Annotated in this window: 14 protein-coding genes; 4 read left to right on the top strand and 10 right to left on the bottom strand. The window is 66.7% G+C overall.

Annotated elements, in window-relative coordinates; translation table 11 throughout:
* Position 1: 1 nt before the first annotated feature.
* Entirely contained in the window at positions 2–2,023 is a 2,022-nt protein-coding gene (locus tag ABIE58_RS09470; protein WP_354544468.1) for a peptidoglycan -binding protein, read from the top strand.
* Positions 2,024–2,040: 17 nt separating this feature from the next.
* On the opposite strand, the gene ABIE58_RS09465 is transcribed toward ABIE58_RS09470, so the two are convergent.
* The 3 genes from ABIE58_RS09465 to gloB all read right to left on the bottom strand — a co-directional run bounded on the left by ABIE58_RS09465 (position 2,041) and on the right by gloB (position 6,283).
* On the bottom strand, positions 2,041–3,024 hold the full coding sequence (locus ABIE58_RS09465) for a M23 family metallopeptidase (protein WP_354544467.1): 984 nt from the start codon (positions 3,022–3,024) through the stop codon (positions 2,041–2,043).
* Positions 3,021–5,357 (bottom strand): ATP-dependent Clp protease ATP-binding subunit ClpA, encoded by a 2,337-nt coding sequence (gene clpA / locus ABIE58_RS09460; RefSeq protein WP_354544466.1) that lies wholly within the window; start codon positions 5,355–5,357, stop codon positions 3,021–3,023. Before clpA ends, ABIE58_RS09465 begins: the two co-directional genes overlap by 4 nt.
* 158 nt (positions 5,358–5,515) lie before the next feature.
* Positions 5,516–6,283 (bottom strand): hydroxyacylglutathione hydrolase, encoded by a 768-nt coding sequence (gene gloB / locus ABIE58_RS09455; protein WP_354544465.1) that lies wholly within the window; start codon positions 6,281–6,283, stop codon positions 5,516–5,518.
* A gap of 62 nt (positions 6,284–6,345) precedes the next feature.
* On the opposite strand from gloB, the gene ABIE58_RS09450 reads away from it, so the two are divergent.
* On the top strand, positions 6,346–7,086 hold the full coding sequence (locus ABIE58_RS09450; RefSeq protein WP_354544464.1) for a methyltransferase domain-containing protein: 741 nt from the start codon (positions 6,346–6,348) through the stop codon (positions 7,084–7,086).
* Between the two features lie 320 nt (positions 7,087–7,406).
* On the opposite strand, the gene nusB is transcribed toward ABIE58_RS09450, so the two are convergent.
* From nusB to ribB, 3 genes are read right to left on the bottom strand one after another with little or no spacing between them, the layout of a single operon-like run.
* The gene (gene nusB / locus ABIE58_RS09445; protein WP_354544463.1) at positions 7,407–7,889 is read right to left on the bottom strand and encodes a transcription antitermination factor NusB; all 483 of its coding nucleotides are present in this window, start codon (positions 7,887–7,889) and stop codon (positions 7,407–7,409) included.
* Entirely contained in the window at positions 7,886–8,431 is a 546-nt protein-coding gene (locus tag ABIE58_RS09440; protein ID WP_354544462.1) for a 6,7-dimethyl-8-ribityllumazine synthase, read from the bottom strand. Before ABIE58_RS09440 ends, nusB begins: the two co-directional genes overlap by 4 nt.
* A 4-nt stretch (positions 8,432–8,435) precedes the next feature.
* On the bottom strand, positions 8,436–9,584 hold the full coding sequence (gene ribB / locus ABIE58_RS09435; protein ID WP_354544461.1) for a 3,4-dihydroxy-2-butanone-4-phosphate synthase: 1,149 nt from the start codon (positions 9,582–9,584) through the stop codon (positions 8,436–8,438).
* Between the two features lie 138 nt (positions 9,585–9,722).
* Here ribB and glyA point away from each other — a divergent pair, with 138 nt between their 5' ends.
* The gene (gene glyA / locus ABIE58_RS09430; RefSeq protein WP_354544460.1) at positions 9,723–11,039 is read left to right on the top strand and encodes a serine hydroxymethyltransferase; all 1,317 of its coding nucleotides are present in this window, start codon (positions 9,723–9,725) and stop codon (positions 11,037–11,039) included.
* A 6-nt stretch (positions 11,040–11,045) separates the two neighbouring features.
* Here the strand turns inward: glyA and ABIE58_RS09425 are convergent, their stop codons facing one another.
* The 4 genes from ABIE58_RS09425 to ABIE58_RS09410 form a co-directional block, all read right to left on the bottom strand.
* Positions 11,046–12,326, bottom strand: coding sequence for a DUF3422 family protein (locus ABIE58_RS09425; RefSeq protein WP_354544459.1), 1,281 nt, complete (start codon positions 12,324–12,326; stop codon positions 11,046–11,048).
* Positions 12,327–12,548: 222 nt separating this feature from the next.
* Positions 12,549–13,982 carry an NAD(P)(+) transhydrogenase (Re/Si-specific) subunit beta gene (locus tag ABIE58_RS09420; protein WP_354544458.1) on the bottom strand — a complete coding sequence of 478 codons (1,434 nt, stop codon included), beginning with the start codon at positions 13,980–13,982 and terminating at the stop codon, positions 12,549–12,551.
* A 13-nt stretch (positions 13,983–13,995) separates the two neighbouring features.
* Entirely contained in the window at positions 13,996–15,570 is a 1,575-nt protein-coding gene (locus ABIE58_RS09415) for a Re/Si-specific NAD(P)(+) transhydrogenase subunit alpha (RefSeq protein WP_354544457.1), read from the bottom strand.
* A 125-nt stretch (positions 15,571–15,695) separates the two neighbouring features.
* Complete coding sequence (locus tag ABIE58_RS09410; protein WP_354544532.1) at positions 15,696–16,130, bottom strand: methyltransferase family protein; 435 nt, start codon at positions 16,128–16,130, stop codon at positions 15,696–15,698.
* 394 nt (positions 16,131–16,524) lie between these two features.
* Here ABIE58_RS09410 and ABIE58_RS09405 point away from each other — a divergent pair, with 394 nt between their 5' ends.
* Positions 16,525–17,277 carry an SDR family NAD(P)-dependent oxidoreductase gene (locus ABIE58_RS09405; protein WP_354544456.1) on the top strand — a complete coding sequence of 251 codons (753 nt, stop codon included), beginning with the start codon at positions 16,525–16,527 and terminating at the stop codon, positions 17,275–17,277.
* Positions 17,278–17,321: the final 44 nt, after the last annotated feature.

Genomic DNA, 17,321 nt, shown 5'->3' with positions numbered 1-17,321 from the left:
GATGGCCCTGTCACGGCGCACCGGGGCACGGTTGCAGGGCGCGATCTGGCCCGGATTTGTCGATGCGATGACCGGGCTCTTGCTGGTGCTGATGTTCGTGCTGACGATCTTCATGGTGGTGCAATTCGTGCTGCGCGAGGAAATCAGCGGGCAGGCGACCAAGCTTGACGAATTGTCATCAGAAGTGGCGGCGCTGTCGCGGGCGCTGGGGCTGGCCGAGGACCGCAACGCCACGCTCCAAGACCGGGTGGGCGTGCTCAACGCGACGCTGGGCGATGCCCGCGCGCGCGCCGAGGAACAGGCCGCGACGATCGCCTCGCTACGCGCCGAGCGCACAGCGCAGGCCGAGGCGCTGGCGGCGGCGGAGGGGCGCATCGCGTCATTTGAAGAGCAAGTGGCAAGCCTGTTGTCGCAGCGCGACGCGGCGCGCGACCGGGCGACGGCACTGGAAGGGGAGCGTGACGCGGCGCGCGGCGAGGTCGCAGCGCTGGAGGGAGAGCGCGCAGAATTGCTCGACGAGCAGGCGGCGCTCAACCTCGCACTGGCGGGGCTGCGCGACGAGGTGGACGCGCAGACCGAGGCGGCGCGGCTGGCCGCGGCCCGGCGCGAGGCGCTGGAGGCACTCATCGCCGATCTGCGCGCGCGCAATGCCGAGGCGCAGCAGGCGGGGGCGGCGCTCGGGCAGGAGGTGGCCGCGCTCGAGGATAAATTGAGCGCCGAGGAGGCCGCGCGCCTGGCCGAGGCCGAGGCGGCGGCGGCGCTGCGCAAGCGGCTGGAGAACGCGCAGACCGAGCTTACCGCGATGACGCTGGCGCTGGAAGAAGAGCGCGCGCGGGCCGAGGAAACGCTCACGCTTCTGGCGGCAGCAGAGGCCGCGAGGGACGATCTTGACGCCGCCCTCGCGCAGGCGCTGTTGCGCGCCGACGAGGCGCAGGCGGCGCGCGAGGCGGGGCAGGCGCAGTCGCAGGCCGCATTGGAGGCCGAGCGCGCGGCACGCGCCGAGGCAGAGGCGGCGCTGGGCGAGACCGGCGGCACGCTCGATCAGACACAGGCCGCGCTGGCGCAGGCGCAGGACCGCATCCGCGCGCTGGAGCGTGACCTGGCACAGGCCACGGCGGCGCGCGCCGATGCCGAGGCCGCAGCACTCGACGCCGAGGAGGTGCGCGCGCGGCTCATCGCGGCGCTGGTCGCACAACGCGCGGCAGAGGCTCGCGCGGCAGAGGAAATGAGCGAGGCCGAACGGCAGGCAACGCTTCTGGCGCAGGCCCGCGAGACGCTGGCCGAGGAACAGGCCGTCTCGCAGGAGGCGCAGCGCCAGCAGGCGCTGCTCAACAGCCAGGTCGCGGCGCTGCGCACGCAACTCTCCGAGCTTCAGGCGCTGCTCGACGATGCCAGGGCGCGCGAGGCAGAGACCGAGGTGCAGTTGCAATCGCTTGGCAACGAGCTCAACACCGCGCTGGCGCGGGTGGCCGCCGAAGAGCGCCGCCGACGGCAGGCCGAGGAAGAGCGCGCCGCGCTCTTGCAGGCCGAGGCCGAGCGGCTGGCGGCGGAGAAGGAGGATCTCGAGAAATACCGCTCGGATTTCTTCGGGCGGATGCGCGAGGTTCTGGGCGGGCGCGAAGGCGTCAGGATCGTCGGCGACAGGTTCGTGTTGTCCTCGGAGGTGCTCTTTGCCCCCGGCGAGGCGGAACTGTCGGCGGCGGGCGAGGACGAGATCGCCAAGGTCGCGGGGCTCTTGCGCGATGTGATCGATGAGATTCCCCAAGGCATAGACTGGGTCTTGCAGGTGGACGGCCATACCGACAACGTGCCGATCACGCGGGGCGAGGATTTTGCCGATAACTGGGAGCTAAGCCAGGCGCGGGCCCTGTCGGTGGTGCGCTTCCTCGTGGACGCCCTCGGATTCCCGCCGGGGCGGCTTTCGGCCAATGGCTACGGGGAATATCAGCCGGTCAACCGGTCGGATACGCCCGCCGCGCGCGCGCAGAACCGGCGGATCGAGTTGAAGCTGACGACGCGGTGAGGGCCACGCGGTGAGGGCTACCGCGCCACGGTGATATCGGCGTGGCGCGTGGCGACAAGCGTTTTGCCTCGCCAGAGCCGGACATAGCCGCGATAGTCGCCCGCAGGCCAGCCGCCCTCGGGCGCCTTGCGCCCGAAGGCACGGAAAAGCTGGGCCTTGGGTGCGTCGAGCGTGAGCGAGCGGCGGAATATCTCGCCATCGGGGCCTCCACCTGGGCCCTGGGCCATGAGGGTGAGCCGGTCGCCCGGTTCGGCATGAAAGACATGGCCGTAAAGGATCAGGGGCGCATCGGGGCGCGCAGTCGTGGCGCGCGCGCGGCCCGATTGCACGCTGGCCAGATCGGGCATGGCGGTGGCAAACCCGGCGGTGAAAAGTCCCGTTAGCGTGTAGGGCAGGGCCGTGTCCCAGAGCGCCGCGCCGGGGGCGGGATCACAGGTGGCGTGGCCCTCGGGGTTGAACGGATCGACGATCCGGCCCTCGTGAAGCAGGCCAAGATGGAGGTGCGGCGCGTTGGTCAGCCCGCTGAGCCCGACCGTGCCGAGCCTGTCGCCGCGCGCCACCCGGTCGCCCTGCCGCACGACGAGCGAGCCGCGTTTCATGTGGCAGTAAAGCGTCTGCCATCCGTCCCCGTGATCGACGCGCACGGCGTTGCCGCATTCGCGCCCCCGGATCTCTGCGCGGGTCTGGTCGGTGACGGGGGTATCGGCCATCCCGTCGCGCGTGGCGGCGACCACGCCGGGGGCGGCGGCAAGGACCGCGACGCCCCGCTCCATCGCTGCGAAATCCAATAGCATGAAATCCACGCCGCGATGGTCGTCGCGGCTCTTGAGGCCGCAGGCATAATCGCGCTGGCCGGGGCCGGGATCGGCATCGACGTAATCCTCGATCACGCAAGAGCTGCCATACTCGCAATCGAGCGGCAAGCCGAGCCGGGGCGGCTCGGCGGCGGCGGCAGTCGCGGCGCAGAGTGCCAGCGCGAGAGCGGCCGCCGCCGGTCTCATTCGGCGGTGAGCAGCGGCGGCTTTTTCTTGCCCGAGAGGCGGCGCGCGACCGGCCCTTCCACGTCGAGCGCGATCTTGCCGTCGCGCACGCCGACACGAACCACCCCGCCCTTGGCAAGCTTGCCAAAGAGCAATTCCTCGGCCAGCGGCTTCTTGATATGCTCCTGGATCACGCGGCCAAGCGGGCGCGCGCCCATCCGGTCGTCATAGCCCGCATCGGCGAGCCATTTCGCGGCCTCTTCGGTCAGCTCGATGGTCACGTCGCGATCCATCAGTTGCGCCTCGAGTTGGAGCACGAATTTCTCGACCACCTTGAGGATGACCTCGCGCGGCAGCGCGCCGAAGGAGATCACCGCATCGAGCCGGTTGCGGAATTCGGGCGTGAAGGTGCGCTCGATCGCCGCCGTGTCCTCGCCCTCGCGGCGGTCGCGGCCAAAGCCGATGGCGGATTTGGCCTGCTCCGCCGCGCCCGCGTTCGAGGTCATGATGAGCACGACGTTGCGGAAATCGACCTTGCGCCCGTTATGATCGGTGAGCGTGCCATGATCCATGACCTGCAACAGGATGTTGAACACGTCCGGGTGCGCCTTCTCGATCTCGTCGAGCAAGAGCACGCAATGCGGGTGCTGATCGATCCCGTCGGTGAGCAAGCCGCCCTGATCGAAACCGACATAGCCCGGCGGCGCGCCGATGAGGCGTGAGACGGCGTGTTTCTCCATGTATTCGGACATGTCGAACCGCAGCAGCTCCACGCCGAGCGTATCGGCAAGCTGCTTGGCCACCTCGGTCTTGCCCACCCCGGTCGGCCCGGCGAAGAGATAGTTGCCGATGGGTTTTTCCGGCTCGCGCAGCCCCGCGCGCGACAGCTTGATTGCGGAGGAAAGCGCCACGATGGCATCGTCCTGACCGAACACCACGCGCTTGAGCGTGGCCTCGAGATCCTTGAGCACCTCGGCATCGTTCTTGGACACGTTCTTGGGCGGGATGCGGGCGATCTTGGCGACGACATTCTCGATTTCCTTGACGCCGATGGATTTGCGCCGCTTGGACGCCGCCACCAGATGCTGCGCAGCACCGGCCTCGTCGATCACGTCGATGGCCTTGTCAGGCAGCTTGCGGTCGTTGATATAGCGCGCCGACAGGTCCACCGCCGAGCGGATCGCATCATGGGTGTATTTAACCGAGTGGTGATCCTCAAAATAGGGCTTCAGCCCGGTGAGGATCTTGATCGCGTCCTCGACCGTCGGCTCGCTCACGTCGATCTTCTGGAAGCGGCGGGCAAGCGCGCGATCCTTCTCGAAATGCTGGCGGAACTCCTTGTAGGTGGTGGAGCCCATGCAGCGCAGCTTGCCGCCCTGAAGCGCGGGTTTGAGCAGGTTGGAGGCATCCATCGCCCCGCCCGAGGTGGCACCCGCGCCGATCACGGTGTGGATCTCGTCGATGAAAAGCACCGCGTCGGGGTGCTTTTCAAGCTCGGTCACCACCGCCTTGAGCCGCTCCTCGAAATCGCCGCGATAGCGGGTGCCCGCCAGCAGCGCGCCCATGTCGAGCGAATAGATGGTGGTGCCCGACAGCACCTTGGGCGTGGCCCCGCCGATGATCTTGAGGGCGAGGCCCTCGGCGATGGCGGTCTTGCCGACACCGGGATCGCCCACCAGGAGCGGGTTGTTCTTGCGCCGGCGGCACAGCACCTGGATGCAGCGCTCGACCTCCGCATCGCGGCCGATGAGCGGGTCGACATCGCCGCGCCGCGCCTTCTCGTTGAGATCGACGCAGTATTTCGCCAGCGCCGAATCGCCCTGCTCAACCGCGTCGGTCTCGGCATGTTTCTCGGCACCGTCCTCGTCCATCTCAGAGGCCCCGGTGACGGGGCGCGCCTCGCCGAAGGCAGGGTTCTTGGCCACGCCATGGGCGATGAAATTCACCGCGTCATAGCGGGTCATATCCTGTTCCTGGAGGAAATAGGCGGCGTTCGATTCGCGCTCGGCAAAGATTGCGACGAGTACGTTGGCACCGGTCACCTCGGTGCGGCCCGAGGATTGCACATGGATCGCGGCGCGCTGGATCACGCGCTGGAAGGCGGCGGTCGGCACCGCCTCGGAGCCGTCGATATCGGTCACGAGGTTGGCGAGGTCATCGTCGATGAAATCCACCAGCGTCATGCGCAATTCCTCGGTGTCGACGCTGCATGCCTTGAGCACGCGGCCGGCGTCGGGCTCGTCCACGAGGGCGAGCAGAAGGTGTTCGAGCGTGGCGAATTCGTGCCGCCGCGCATTGGCGAGCGCGAGCGCGGCATGGATCGCCTGTTCAAGTGTGGTCGAGAATGAAGGCACGGTGGTGCTCCTTCTGATCTTGGCCGGCGGGACTGCTCCCCGACAACCTTGGCCTCAATACCTTAAAGTTTGGTCGACGACGCCCCGTCTTCAAGAAGTTTTTTATCAAACGGCGTCACTTTTCGCGAGGGAATCGCGTGATGATCGTAACATGTGCGTCAAAACCTGTCCTTTCGGCGGCGGATTTCGGCGAAAACCTCGGCATCGGTGGCCCCTGTCATGCCCAGATGTGCGCGGATCGCCGGATCATGGTCGCGCAAAAACGGGTTGGTCGCCAGTTCAAGAGCGAGCGGGGCGGGCACTGTGGGCCGCCCGGCGGCGCGGGTTTCGGCGATTTCACGGGCGCGCTCTGCCAGCCGGGGGTTGTCGGGGTCAACGCTCTGCGCAAAGGTGGCGTTGGCCTCGGTATATTCATGGCCGGAATAGATCAGCGTCGCGGGCGGCAGCGCCGCGAGCTTGCCGAGGCTTTCGTGCATCTGTTCCATCGTGCCCTCGAACACCCGCCCACAGCCCAGCGCCATCAGGCTGTCAGCGGTGAAAACCGCCGCGCTGTCCGCAAAATATACCGCGATATGGCCCAGCGTATGCCCCGATACGTCGATCACGCGGCCCGTCTCGTTACCGATGCTCACGCTGTCGCCCTCGGCCACCGCGATATCGAGTGGCGGCAGGCGGTGGGCATCCACGGCGGCGCCGATCACGCGGGCGGGGGCGTGGGCCCGCACTTCGTCCAGCCCCTCGACATGGTCATGGTGGTGATGGGTCAGCACGATATCCGTCAGCCGCCAGCCGGTGCGCGCCAGCGCGTCGAGGATCGGCGCGGCCTCGGGCGTGTCGATGACGGCGGTGGCCCCGGTGGCGGGATCGTTCGCGAGATAGGCGTAGTTATCCGCGCGGCAGGGGATGGTGAGGATTTGCAGGCTCATGCTATGTTCCCCGGTGCGATGAGGTGTTAGGCTCAGAGTGACGGATCAGGGGCGGCACTGCAATGCATCTCGACGTGCAGGACCTGCGAAATTTCTATTACCGTAACCCGCTGGGGCGCGCGGTGCAAAAGGTCGTGCGCGCGCGCATCGCCGAATTCTGGCCCGAGGGGCACGGGCAGAGCATCGCGGGCTTCGGCTTTGCGGTGCCGTTCCTACGGCCCTACCTTGCCGATGCGCGCCGGGTGACGGCGCTGATGCCCGCACCGCAGGGCGTGATCGGCTGGCCGCAGGGGATGCCCAATGTCTCGGTCCTGTGCGAGGAAACCGCCTGGCCGGTGGAGACGGGCCATATCGACAAGCTTCTGGTGGTGCACGGGCTGGAGACATCGGAGCAGCCCGGCGCGCTGCTTGATGAATGCTGGCGGGTGCTTGGCCCCGGCGGATCGGCGCTTTTCATCGTGCCGAACCGGGCCGGGCTCTGGTCGCGCTCGGATCGCACGCCGTTCGGCTTCGGGCGACCCTATAGCCAGACGCAGCTTGAGACGCAGCTCAAATCCCACGGGTTCTTGCCCGAGAACCACGCCACCACGCTGTTTCAGCCGCCCTCCGACCGGCGGTTCTGGCGGCGCACGGCGGGCATGTGGGAGCGCATGGGCGCGCGCATCTCGGTGCTGGCGGCGGGCGGTGTGCTCATGGTCGAGGCCACCAAGCGCGTGCAAGCCCCGCGCGGGCCGGGCCTGCGCGAGGCCGTCAGGCGGCCCCTGGGCGTGCTGGTGCCCAAGCCCGAGGCAAAGCCGGTGTGAGGGCGGAGAGAGGGGCGCGCGGGCGGTCTGGAGGGGACGTTTCCCGCCGGGTGGGGATGATGTGCCGAGCCGCGCGGGGGAGAGGGAGCGAATAGCAGAGCGCGCCGCAGGGTGGGTGCCCCCGCCTCGCATCGGTGGGTTGAAACCCACCCTCCGCTTCGCTGGCATTTTATCTCAGCCAAACCCCTGTGACCGGGCCTGTTACTGCCGTTCAAGGCTTGGCCCCGGCGCGGAGTCAAGGCGTGCTTGCACGCCGCCGCGCAGCGCCCGACCGCTCCAAGCCAGTCTCACCGCCTGCCCCCGTCCTCGATCGGCGATGGCTAGAACGCCTCGGGCCGCGCCTCGCGCGCCATGTGGTCGAGCACGGCATTGACGAATTTCGCCTCGCGCCCTTCGGGATAGAACGCCTTGGCCACCTCGACATATTCCATGATGACCACCTTGGGCGGTGTCGCCTGCTGGCCAAGCTCTGCCCCGGCGGCGCGAAAGAGCGCGCGCAGCACCGGATCAATCCGCGCAATCGGCCATTTTGCCACCAGCGCCCGATCCGTCATCTGGTCGATCTTGGCCTGCCAGTTCACCGCCTCGTCGAGGATCAGGCCAAAATGCCGAGCATCGCCCTCGGCCATCTCCACCCCCTCCTCGACCTCTTCGCCAAAGCGGAAATCGAGGAATTCACGCCGCACCGTGTCGGCGCTCTCGCCCGATTGCTCCATCTGATAGAGCGCCTGCACGGCGTAGAGCCGGGACGCGGATTTCATGCTGTGCCTGCCCGGTCGTGCCAGGGGGGGTGTGTCGCTCATGCCTTGGGGTCGTCCTTTGCATCGCCCGCGATCCGGTAGTCGTCGGAGGCGGGCTTGAACCCCACCCCCTTGCGCGGGCCGCCCCATTTACGGGCGAGCGCCACCAGATGCAAGGCCGCCGCTGCCGCCCCCGCGCCCTTGTTCATCGCGCCCGGATCGGCCCGCACCTCGGCCTGCGTGCGGTTTTCCACCGTCAGGATGCCGTTGCCGATGCACAGGCCCTGTAGGCCCAACAGCGCGATGCCGCGCGAACTGTCATTGCACACCGTCTCGTAATGCGTGGTCTCGCCCCGTATGACGCAGCCCAGCGCCACGTAGCCGTCAAAATTCGACATCCGTTCCGCGATCCCGATAGCGGTGGGAACCTCCAGCGCGCCCGGCACCTCGACGATCTCATGGGTTGCGCCCGTGGCCTCAATCTCGGCCACCGCCCCCTTGATGAGGTTGTCGGCGATGTCGCGGTAAAACGGGGCCACCACGATCAAGAGCTTTACCGGCCGGTCAAACTCGGCCCGTGGCATTGTGTATTCATGCGCGGCCATGCGCTCACTCCTTGCTGAGCGGGCGGGTGCCCTCGATGGTGATGCCATAGGCGTCAAGCCCCAGATAGCGCGTATCGGGGCTGTCGGTCAGCAGGATCAGGCGCTGAATGCCGAGCGTCGCCATGATCTGCGCGCCAAGCCCGGTCTGCTTGATGATGCGCGGGCCGTCATCCTCTTCTATCTCGCCCGCGAGCTTGGGCCGGGGCTGGCGGAACAGGAACACCGCGCCGCGCCCCTCGCGGGCGATGGTCTCCATCGCGCGGGGCAGCTTGCCCGCCGGGCCGTGGCCCGCCTGCGCGCCGATGCCCAGCACATCCTCCAGCGCGTTGAGCGCGTGCGCGCGTGTCAGCACCGGCGCGCCGTCGGACACGTTGCCCTTGATCAGCACGACATGCTCGGTGCCTGTGATCTGGTCGGCAAAGATGCGCATCTCCCATTCGCCGCCAAAGCACGAGGTGACGCGCTCATGGCCGGTCTCGAGCACGAGGTTGTCGTGATGGTGGCGATAGGCGATGAGGTCGGAAATGGTGCCGATCTTGAGGCCATGCCCGGCGGCAAACTCGATGAGGTCAGGCAACCGCGCCATGCTGCCATCGTCCTTCATGATCTCGCAGATCACGCCTGCGGGGTTCAGCCCCGCCAGCCGCGCGATATCCACCGCCGCCTCGGTATGGCCCGCGCGCACCAGCACGCCGCCGCGCCGCGCCCGAAGCGGAAAGACATGGCCGGGCGTGGCAAGGCTTGCCATCGTGTTCTGTTCATTGATCGCGGTGGCGACGGTCAGCGCGCGGTCATGGGCGGAAATGCCGGTGCTCACCCCCTCACGCGCCTCGATCGAGACGGTAAAGGCCGTCTCGTGGCGCGAGGAATTGTTCACCGCCATCATCGGCAGGCCCAGCCGGTCGATCCGCTCCGCCGTCATCGGCAGGCATATGAGGCCGCGCCCATGCATGGCCATGAAATTCACCGCCTCAGGCGTGGCAAACTCGGCGGCGATCACCAGATCGCCCTCGTTCTCGCGGTCCTCGTGATCGACAAGGATGAACATGCGCCCTGCGCGAGCCTCGGCGATGATTTCCTCGGTCGACGAGATTGCGGCGCGCAGGTCGGATTCCACCGGCCCCGGCGTCTCGAATGCGGCTCTGTCGGTCATGGCGCGCCCCCTTGTCAAAGCCCCGCCCGGATACCCCAGCCGCGCGGCAATGGCCAGAGGCCGCGCGGCGCATTTCCGGTTTGCGCCCCGCGCCGGTCTCGCGCAGACTGTGCCGCACACCAAGGAGAGACCCCAGCCATGACCCTTGCCCGCCGCCCCTGGGTGCCCGCCCCCTGCGAAGACCTGATCCAGAGCATCTCCACCCGCACCGCCACGGAGGCGGCAGAGGGCATCGCGGCCCGCGTCGAGGCGCTGGCGGGTGAAAACCGCCGCATCCACGAAGCAGAATGCTTCAACCTCAACCCCGCCACCAACGTCATGAACCCGCGCGCCGAGGCGCTTCTGGCCTCTGGCATCGGCTCGCGCCCGTCTTTGGGCTATCCGGGCGACAAATACGAAATGGGGCTGGAGGCGATCGAGGAAATCGAGGTGATCGCGGCAGATCTCGCCGCCGAGATATTCGGCGCGACCCATGCCGAGATCCGCGTGCCCTCGGGCGCCATCGCCAATCTCTACGCCTTCATGGCCACCTGCAAACCCGGCGACACGATCATCGCGCCGCCCGCCAGCATCGGCGGCCATGTCACCCATCACGCACCGGGCTGTGCCGGGCTTTACGGCCTCACCATCATTGAGGCCCCGATGAACGCGGACGGCTACACGGTCGATGTGGACGCCCTGAGCACGCTGGCCCAACGAGTGCGGCCCCGGCTCATCACGCTGGGCGCAAGCCTCAACCTGCATGAACACCCCGTGGCCGAGACCCGCGCCATCGCCGACGAGGTCGGCGCGCATCTTCTCTTCGACGCCGCCCATCAATGCGGTATCATCGCCGGGGGCGCATGGAAGAACCCGCTTGCCGAGGGCGCGCATCTGATGACGATGAGCACCTACAAGAGCCTTGGAGGCCCGGCGGGCGGGCTGATCGTCACCAATGAGGCCGAGATCGCGCAACGCCTCGATGCTATCGCCTTTCCCGGCCTCACCGCCAATTTCGACGCGGCGAAATCGGCGGCGCTGGCCATCACACTGTGCGATTGGAAAACCCATGGCCGCGCCTATGCCGCGCAGATGATCGCGGTGGCCCAAGCGCTGGCGGAGGCATTGGAGGCCGAGGGGCTGCCAGTCTTCAAGACGCAAGGTGTGGCCACCGCCTCGCATCAATTCGCGCTTGAGGCCGCAGGCTTCGGCGGCGGTCAGGCGGCGTCAAAAACCCTGCGCCGCGCCGGGTTTCTCGCTTGCGGCATCGGCCTGCCCGTCGCGCCGGTGCCGGGTGACATGAACGGGCTGCGCATCGGCACGCCCGAGCTTGTCCGCTGGGGTGTCACGCCCGAGCACGCCCCGCGCATGGCAGCCCTCATCGCCCGCACGCTGCGCGGCAATGATCCGGGCACGCTCCTGCCCGAGGTCTCGGCGTGGCGGCGGGGCTTTGACCGGCTGCATTACGTGACCTGAGCGCGCTCAGTGCAGCTTCTTGCGGATGCGCTGCACCATCCACCACACGAGGCCCACCACCGGCAGGGTGACCGCGGCGGTCATCATGCCCTTGCTCAGGCCCAGAACCTCGGTCAGGGGATAGAGCAGGTAGCCCGCCAGCGACACCGCATAATAGCTGATCGCCACCACCGACAGCCCCTCGACCGTGCGCTGAAGGCGCAACTGCACATCCGCCCGCCGGTCCATGCTCTCCAACAGTGCCTGATTCTGCGCGCTGCGCGCCACGTCCACCCCGGTGCGCAACAGATCGCCCGCCCGCATTGCGCGGTCCGACATCGCGCGCAGCCGCTCCTTGGTCGCCGCCACGGTGCGCATTGCCGGATCATAGCGGCGCATCATGAATTCGTGAAATGTCTGCCGCCCGTCGAATCGCGCCTCGCGCAGCGCCTCGATGCGCTGATGCACGATCTGCTCATAGGCCGCCGTCGCGCCAAACCGGAACGAGGATTGCGCCACCAGCGCCTCAAGCTCTGCCGAGACTTCGAGCAACCCCTGAAGCGTATCCTCGGCGGGCTGGCTGCCGCTGGTCATGTCGTCCACAAGGCGGCTCAGGCGGCTGTCGGTCTCGCCCATCTGGCGGCTCATTTCGCGCACCCGCACGAATCCCAGCATCGACATGGTCTTGTAGGTCTCGATCTCGCAGAGCCGCTGCACGATCCGCCCGATCCGCCGCTGCCCGGTCTCGGGGGCAACATGGAGCGAAAACCGCAGATGCCCCGCCGGGTCGATCCGAAAATCGCCCGCGATCACACCCGCATCCTCGAGCACGCGCGCCACCGCCACGCTCTCGGACACGAACCAACGGCCCAGATCGTCGCGCGTGGCCTCGCGGCTCGTCCACGGCACCACCCGGATCATCGCCGAGGTCATGCGCTGCCCCGGTGCCTGCGACAGCCATTCCGTCGGGAACACGTCGAAATCGGTCGGATCAAAGGGCCGCTCGCTCACCCCGTCGGAAAACACCGTATAGGTCACCATCTCGGTATGGCTTTCCCATTTCAGCCGGTGCCGCCCAATCTCGCCGAAATAATGCGTGGCACCGGGCTGCGGATGCTTGGCCCCGTAGCGATCCAGCAGCGCGATGAGATGCGCCATATCCGCCGCGCGGTCGCGCTTGGCCGCGTCCTGACCGCGCTTGATGGCCAGATATACCGCCGTGCAGGGCGCGCCCAGCGTGGGAAAGGGCCGCGCGTGCAACTCGTTGGTCAGCTCATAGCGGAGCGGGTGATCCTCGATGGGCGGCATGGCCTCTCTCCTTGTCTGGGGTGCAATCTAGCGCGACACGTCGCCGCCGAAAAGCTATTTTTCCTTCAAACACAAAACCTTAGCCGCACACCACCGCATACCGCACGCCCTGCCCTTCATCTTGCCGGAAATATCCATTTCCTCACCGTCGTCACGCGCCCACGCGCCACGAAAAAGGGCGCGGCCCGCAGGCCACGCCCCTCTCCCGTCTTACGGCCCCGATCACTCAATCTTGGGCAAAAGGCTCGACACGCTGGCCTTGGCATCGCCATAGAACATCCGCGTGTTTTCCTTGTAAAAGAGCGGGTTCTCGATCCCCGAATAGCCGGTGCCCTGCCCGCGCTTGGAGACGAACACCTGTTTCGCCTTCCAGCATTCCAGCACCGGCATTCCCGCGATAGGCGAGTTGGGATCGTCCTGCGCCGCCGGGTTGACGATATCGTTGGAGCCGATGACGATGGCGACATCCGTGTCGGGGAAATCCTCGTTGATCTCGTCCATCTCCATCACGATGTCATAGGGCACCTTGGCCTCGGCCAGCAGCACGTTCATATGCCCCGGCAAGCGCCCCGCGACCGGGTGAATGGCGAAACGCACGTTTTTGCCCTTGGCGCGCAGCTTCTGGGTCAGTTCAGACACCGCCCCCTGCGCCTGCGCCACCGCCATGCCATAGCCCGGAATGATGATGATGCTGTCGGCCTCGTTGAGCGCGGCGGCCACGCCATCGACATCAATCGCCACCTGCTCGCCCTCGACCGCCATCTGTTCGCCCGCCGGACCGCCGAAGCCACCCAGAATGACCGAAATGAACGACCGGTTCATCGCCTTGCACATGATGTAGCTCAGGATCGCCCCCGACGAGCCGACCAGCGCGCCCACCACAATCAGCAGATCATTGCCGAGCGAAAAGCCGATCGCCGCCGCCGCCCAGCCCGAGTAGCTGTTGAGCATCGAGACCACCACGGGCATATCCGCCCCGCCGATCCCCATGATGAGGTGATAGCCGGTGAAGAACGCCAGAAGCGTCATCAGAACCAGCGTCCAGATGCCTGCGTCGTTGAAATACATCACCCCCAGCACCACCGACAAAGCCGCCGCCCCGGCATTGAGCATATGCCCGCCCGGCAGTTTTTTCGCCGCCGTGTCGACCTTGCCCGCCAGCTTGCCAAAGGCGATGATTGAGCCGGTGAAGGTCACCGCACCGATAAAGACGCCGAGGAACACCTCGACCCGCAGGATCGCCACCTCGACGCCGGTTTTCTTGGCCAGCACGGCGGCAAAGCCCTCAAGCCCCTTGCGCGCGGTGTCATCCATCGCCAGCACGCGGCCCAACTCAATATCCGCGTTGAAGCCGACGAATACCGCCGCAAGGCCGACAAGCGAATGCATCGCCGCCACAAGCTGCGGCATCTCGGTCATCTGCACGCGCGTGGCCACCACGTAACCGATGACACCGCCCGCCGCGATCAGCAGCAGCGACAGGAGCCACAGCCCCGCACCGGGGCCAATCAGCGTGGCGATAACCGCCAGCGCCATGCCCGCCATGCCATACCACACCGCGCGCTTGGCGCTTTCCTGCCCCGAAAGCCCGCCCAGCGACAGGATGAAGAGGATGGCCGCCACCACATAGGCGGCCGTCGTGAATCCGTAATCCATGATCCTCTACTCCTTATGACTTCTGGAACATGGCGAGCATCCGCCGCGTGACGAGGAAACCGCCGAAAATATTGATCCCCGCCATGAAGACCGACAGCGCCGCCAGCAAGATGACAAGGAACGAGCCCGATCCGATCTGCATGAGCGCGCCGAGGATGATGATCGACGAGATCGCGTTGGTCACCGCCATCAGCGGCGTGTGCAGGCTGTGGCTCACGCCCCAGATCACCTGGAAGCCGACGAACACCGCCAGCACGAAGACGATGAAATGCTGCATGAAACTGGCAGGGGCCACGAGGCCCACCGCCAGAAGCAGCGCCGCGCCAACGGCCAGAAGCGTGACCTGCCTCTTGGTCTGCGCCTTGAACGCCGCCATTTCCGCCGCGCGCTTTTCCTCTTGCGTCAGCTCCTTGGCCTTTTCCTTGGGCTTTTGCGCGGCAATCGCGGCCACCTTGGGCGGTGGCGGCGGCCAGGTGATCTCGCCCTTATGGGTGACCGTGGAGCCACGGATCACGTCATCCTCCATGTTGTGATTAACCACGCCATCCTTGTCGGGGGTGAGGTCGGTCATCATGTGGCGGATGTTGGTCGCGTAAAGCGTGCTGGCCTGCGCGGCCATGCGGCTTGGGAAATCGGTATAGCCGATGATCGTCACGCCATTTTCGGTGACGATCTTTTCATCCGCCACCGTCAGCTTGCAGTTGCCGCCCTTTTCCGCCGCCAGATCGACGATGACCGATCCGCGCTTCATCGCCTTGACCATGTCCTCGGTCCAAAGCTCGGGCGCTTCGCGGTTCGGGATCAACGCGGTGGTGATGACGATATCCACCTCGGGGGCCAGCTCGCGGAACTTGGCAAGCTGCGCCTCGCGGAATTCAGGGCTGGAAACCGAGGCATAGCCGCCGGTCGCGGCCCCGTCCTTCTGCTCTTCCTCGAAATCGAGATAGACAAACTCTGCCCCCATCGATTCGACCTGCTCGGCCACTTCGGGGCGCACGTCGAACGCATAGGTGATCGCGCCAAGGCTTGTCGCCGTGCCGATCGCTGCCAGCCCAGCCACGCCCGCGCCCACCACCAGAACCTTCGCCGGCGGCACCTTGCCCGCTGCCGTGATCTGCCCGGTGAAGAAGCGGCCAAAGTTGTTCCCGGCCTCGATCACCGCGCGATAGCCCGCAATATTGGCCATGGAACTGAGCGCATCCATCTTCTGCGCGCGGGAGATGCGCGGCACCATTTCCATGGCGATGACGGTCGCGCCCTTTTTCGAGGCCGCCTCCAGCCCCTCGGCATTGCCACCGGGGTTGAAGAAGGTAATCAGCGTCTGCTCCTCGCGCAGCCGCTTGAGCTCCGTTTCGGTGGGCACGCGCACCTTGGCGACCACGTCGGCGGCCTTCCACAGCGCGGCGGCGGTCTTGACGATCTCGACGCCCGCCTCCTCATAGGCGGCATCCGAGAATCCCGCGCGCTCGCCCGCGCCGGTCTCGATGGCGCAGTCATATCCCAGTTTTTGCAGTTGAAGGGCCGAATCCGGCGTCATCGCGACGCGGTTTTCACCCTCCATCACCTCTTTTGGCGTTCCGATCTTCACGTCTTCTGTCCCCCTCTGGCAGATCCTGTCTGTCTTTGGTCACCGTTCCCCGGTGACGGGCGGTTACACGCTGGCGGTTATTCCATACTATTTTGCGACTTGCGATATCAACTTTGCCGCAGATGCTACACCCAACGCCGGGTTTTTTCGCAATAGCGGGCGAAATCGGCCCGAAACACCCGGCGCATCCGGTTTTCCTCGGGGATCACGAATCGCCGCTCGATCACCCAGATGAAGATCGGCACCAGCGGCAGCGACAGCACCGCCTCCCAGCGCAGGATCAGCCCCGCGAGGATCAGCGCATCGCCCAGATAGATCGGGTTGCGCGTGCGCTTGAATATCCCCGAGGTGATAAGCCGCGCGGGCGTCTCATGCGGCACGATGGTGGTGCGCTGGCGGCGAAATTCCAGCGCCGCGAAACCGATGAGCAGCAGACCCGCGCCCACCATGAGGCCGCCCGCGAAATCCACCCAGCCGCCGCCCAGTCGCAGACCCAAGGGGAATTGCGTCGCCTGCCCCCAGGCGAGGGCCAGAAACCCGGCCAGCCAGACAGGCGGCATGTCGATCCATTTCAGCATCTGCGCGGTGCTCCGGTGTGCGGTGTCACGGGCAGAATGCACGCGGCGACGGGGATGTCAAAAGGGCGAGAGGCTTGTATCAAAGATTGTAGTCTCTTGCTGCCATTGATCTCTTGTCCCCGCGCGGAATCAAGGCGTGCTTGCACGCCGCCGCGCGAGCGCCCGACCGCCCGGACGGGCGGGCGCTTTTGCACCGCTGAACCCCTCATAATCGTTCAAGTATTTGGCGGGCATAAAGTGCAATCCAAAACCGTTGCAGCGCCCACCCGCGGTCGGGCACTCGCGCGGCTTCCCCCTTAAACCTAAAACCGCCACCTCCCCCCTTGGCCGCACCCCCTGTCCCCGCTAGGCTGCCCTCACGCAAACCGGAGGCCCCATGACACTTGACGGAAAACACGCCCTTGTCACCGGCGGCGGCTCGGGGATCGGGCTGGCGATTGCCCGCGCTCTGGCGGGCGCTGGGGCCGAGGTCACCATCACCGGGCGGCGCGGCGATGTGCTCGACGCGGCGGCGGGGGGCGGCCTGCACCCGCTGGTGATGGACGTGACCGATGAGGGCGCCGTGGTCGCGGGCATCGCCGCGGCGGTCGCCGCGCGCGGTCCGGTGCAGATCTGCATCCCCAATGCCGGCATCGCCGAAGGCCGCGCCCTGCACAAGACCGACACGGCCTTCTGGCGGCAGATCATGGCGACCAATCTCGACGGGGCGTTCTTCACCATCCGCGAATGCCTGACCGGCATGCGCCAGACCGATTGGGGCCGCACCATCGCCATTTCCTCGATCGCCGGGCTGAAGGGGCTGAAAGGGGCGGCGGCCTATTCGGCCTCCAAACACGGGATGATCGGCCTTATCCGGTCCCTGAGCGAGGATTACCTCGGCACCCCCCTCACCTTCAACGCGATCTGCCCCGGCTATGTCGATACCGAGATCGTCACCCGCAACGCGGCCTCCATCGCCCAGCGCGCGGGCGTCTCGCCCGACGAGGCGCGCGCCATGATGACCAGCGCCAACCGCCACAACCGCCTGATCGCCCCCGAGGAGGTGGCCCGCGCGGTGCTGTGGCTATGTGGTCCCGGCTCGCAGAGCGTGAACGGGCAGACCATCGAGATCGCGGGCGGGCAGGTCTGACCGCACGCCCCTTGCGCGGGGGCAGACCGAAACAATACGCCTAA

Source organism: Roseovarius sp. MBR-78 (assembly GCF_040547535.1).
Taxonomy (GTDB): Bacteria; Pseudomonadota; Alphaproteobacteria; order Rhodobacterales; family Rhodobacteraceae; genus Roseovarius.
This window is presented reverse-complemented; position numbering and strand designations above follow the sequence as displayed.